Source organism: Alicyclobacillus sp. SP_1 (genome assembly GCF_024706985.1).
In the GTDB taxonomy this organism is placed as follows: domain Bacteria; phylum Bacillota; class Bacilli; order Alicyclobacillales; family Alicyclobacillaceae; genus Alicyclobacillus_I.
Genome location: NZ_JAMCCX010000079.1, coordinates 1 through 2,620 on the forward strand (window position 1 = coordinate 1; position 2,620 = coordinate 2,620).

Here is a 2,620-nt window from a genome sequence, read left to right on the forward strand (position 1 = left end):
GTGCAGGCTTCGGCGCTTTGTATGCACGAAAGCATCTGCAGCTTGCTGCGCATCCGCTTCACAACTGTACATACAGCGCGTTTCCTGCTGAATGGCTTTCTCCAGAGACTTCTTTTCTCGAACCAACACATCCTCTAACTTGTGTTCTTTGCGTGCTTCCAGGTTGGTGGACCTCACGGCAATGAATCGGTACGTTTGGCCATACAGTTCTCGGCGAAACGACTGGATTTTGTAGGTCGCTGAGTGAACAGATTCACTCATATGTCCAAGCTCGTACCAGGCATGCTCCTTTTCCCATGCGGTCCGCTTCAGTTGTTCACAAAGTGAGAAGGTGGCTGGAAGACGGGAGATGAAGTGCGTCTTTGTCTCGTGAAACTGCGCCAGATTGTCCTTTGTCACCGCCGCTGCATCCGCGATGTAGATGGGCTTACCGTGGACATCTTCACTGACCAGTCCGGCCAGTTTAGCGAGGGTGTCCAAGTTCCAAGTGTGGTCGTCTTTATTTCCGTTGTTCACGTTGCCACACAGCGGAACTCCCCGAACCGTGGACAGTCCAAACAGCATTTGTTTCAAATCCGGGCGGTGATCCTTCGAGTATCCACGGACAATCTCAATGTCATCTTGGTCTGGATACTCCCCGTAGAGTGACAGGGAGGTCGTGTCCGAGTGAATCGGCAAAAACCCATCAAACTGCGCTGTCATTTTCAGAGATTGAATCGTCGACATGGCGAGAGCCGTATATAAAGTTTCAATGTCTGCATCATGGAGCACATCAAGTGCGCGTCCAAGTGCATCATCGTTGAAGTCGCTTGCGGTGATACCCTCGCCAAAAAGCAATTCAACATCTTGTTCCTCGTAAAACTCCTGCACTTTGTACAGTGGTTTGCGGCCAGCATGGATGTTCACGAGTCATGCTTCTACTCGTCTGCCAACAGTGACTTTGAAATCATCCCGACCGACGCGCTCGTCAATCATTCGTCTCCACTGCAGCCAATCGAGCAAACGTGCAAAAATGGGTGTCGGTCCCATCACAAACGAACGGGCGTCGTTCATCCATTGGAAATCTCCCTGCCTTAAAGTTCATTCTCAAGTTGGATTCTCCACGCAGGGGGTTAGTTCCTGTCGAAATTCGTTCGTGGTCGCTAAAACAGCGCGGAAGATGTGTTATATCTTCCACCCGTAGATTTTGAGACGGGAATCTCCATGGTAGGCATATCAGAAAATACAAGTTCATTTGCACGAACGTCCGCAAAATAGAAACAGTCCTCGGGTAAGGACTCAAGAAACGAACGATCCCATCCAAAGGCAGCGTCACAACCGATCCATCGGAACGGGAAGCGGTCAGAAGCTGCCACAGCTTGTATCATTTCCGTCGCCAATTGATTTTTTGTCTTGAACAATAGGTCCTCAGGCACTGCGCATTGTTTTCGAAGTTCCACGTAGTCTTCTGTGAACCACGGCTGTGGCATATAGAGTCGTCTATCCACTAATCCGTATCCCTTTGTACTGGAATAGCCGACAAAGACACCCGCCTGACAGTTGTCGGTTTTCCCAAGAATTCCGCAATGCTGGCGCGCTACGCCAACTGAGTTGTTGCCTTTCTTGGGAAAGTCTGACCCGTCGACGTTGATCATTCCGTTTTCATCCCCGATAAGCTCTGCCAGTTGTGCCTGATAGGTGCCCAACATCTTCTCATCGTCAAAGGTCGAATTCTTGAAAAACATTTGTAACGGCCGTACGCCTTGAGGGCCGATGTACCGAAGTGCCACAGGTTCAATCGATTTCCGATCCAGGTCACTGAGCATCCCTTTAATAAACGTGTCCGCTAGGTGTTTTTGTTCGATACGCTTATAACAACCGCGGTAGCTATCTAAGTAGCCCTCCAGCATGTTTGAGATTGACGTGACGTCCTGGCTCGGAATTCCGCACGCTTCTAGAAGGTTCGGATCATAATCAGGAATAGACAACATCATGCTCGGTTTCCTCCCTGTTACCGCTTTGTGGACATGAAGGGGGCGGAGGTCAGGTATAAGACCGAATTGTTTTCGAAAACGAGGATCCAGCACGTCAACAAATACTGTTTTTCGACTTCCATGGTACCGATAAGTTTTCCCTTCCTTGGAGAACCCTTGGGTATCGCCTAGGCATTTCCACCCTGCAGCTTTGTAGGCCGTTCCTGTATAACGGGCTCGATCCACAAAGGTTTCTACCAAGAATAGACGAATTCCATACAGCCGGAACCAATCTTCCTTTAAACGTCGTAAACTCTGGGACAACAGATGTGAAGCAAGGTTCGGAATCTCAACCCAAGGAAGGATAAGAAAACGATTGTTACATACGACTCGTTCTATATACTTCTGTTTGGCAGACTCGTCCCAACCGATAAAGCGATCTCGAACCCCAACCCTAAGAGTTGCACGATTGAAACTCATTGCAGCAAGCGGGCGATCCTGATGGAACGCTAAATATTTTACGCGTGGTCCGTACATTTTTTTGTATCCCAGATCACGAGCGTTGCATTAACGTGATCTGAATATTTTGAGTTTCGCACTTTCCAGGATAAGTGCTGAAACAAGACAGCTTGTGAACAGATAGGTAGCATCATCCAGTTTTTGGGCTA

General features: G+C 48.8%; 3 protein-coding genes. All 3 read right to left on the bottom strand.

Annotated elements, in window-relative coordinates; translation table 11 throughout:
• Positions 1-906, bottom strand: a 906-nt coding sequence (locus tag M4I36_RS14800) for an IS1634 family transposase (RefSeq protein WP_258112532.1), incomplete at its 3' end; no start/stop codon positions are given.
• Positions 907-909: 3 nt separating this feature from the next.
• Complete coding sequence (locus M4I36_RS14805; protein ID WP_258112533.1) at positions 910-1,053, bottom strand: hypothetical protein; 144 nt, start codon at positions 1,051-1,053, stop codon at positions 910-912.
• Between the two features lie 89 nt (positions 1,054-1,142).
• Complete coding sequence (locus tag M4I36_RS14810) at positions 1,143-2,504, bottom strand: IS701 family transposase (RefSeq protein ID WP_258112534.1); 1,362 nt, start codon at positions 2,502-2,504, stop codon at positions 1,143-1,145.
• Between the last annotated feature and the right edge of the window lie 116 nt (positions 2,505-2,620).